Annotated in this window: 1 protein-coding gene; it reads right to left on the reverse strand. The window is 69.1% G+C overall.

Annotated elements, in window-relative coordinates; genetic code table 11:
* On the reverse strand, positions 1-767 hold a 767-nt coding region (locus ACP4J0_RS38575; RefSeq protein ID WP_426604125.1), incomplete at its 3' end, for a beta-ketoacyl reductase.
* Positions 768-808: the final 41 nt, after the last annotated feature.

Consider the following 808-nt stretch of genomic DNA (forward strand, 5'->3'; position numbering starts at 1 on the left):
CCCCAGGCCATCGACACACCCGGCAGGCCCGCCTGCCGACGCCACTGCACCAGAGCGTCCAAGAACACATTGCCCGCCGCGTAGTTGCCCTGCCCCGGCCCGCCCAACAGCCCGGCCACGGACGAGAACACCACGAACAGCGACAGGTCCATGCCCTCGGTCAGCTCGTGCAGATGCCAGGCAGCATCCACCTTGGGTGCGAAGACCCGGTCGACCTGCTCGGCGGTCAACGAACCGATGACACCGTCATCGAGCACACCCGCGGTGTGGACGACACCCGAGACCGGATGCTCCGCCAGCAGCCCGGCCAGCGCGTCCCGATCCGACACATCACACACCACCACCGTGACCCGTGCACCCAGCCCGGACAACTCCGCCACCAGCTCGGGCGCCCCCGCGGCCCGCTCACCCCGCCGACTGGCCAGCACCAGATGCCGCACCCCGTACGAACGCACCAGGTGCCGGGCCACCACACCACCCAGACCACCCGTACCACCAGTGACCAGCACCGGCCCCTCCACCGCAACCACATCCGTGGCAGCCGTGCGGCGCACCAGACGGGGAACACGCACCACCGAACCCCGCACCGCCAGCTGAGGCTCACCAGTGGCGACCACACCAGCCAGCACACCGAGATCGAGACCCAAGCCGTACTCGAGGTCGACCAATGTGATCCGGTCCGGATTCTCCGTCTGTGCGGATCGGATCAGACCCCACACCGCCGCACCCGGCAGGTCGACCACCGGATCATCCGAGCCAGTGGTCACCGCTTGCCGAGTGACCACGACCAACCGGGTCCCGTCCAACC

The sequence above is a fragment of the Streptomyces sp. WG7 genome (assembly GCF_049975785.1).
In the GTDB taxonomy this organism is placed as follows: domain Bacteria; phylum Actinomycetota; class Actinomycetes; order Streptomycetales; family Streptomycetaceae; genus Streptomyces.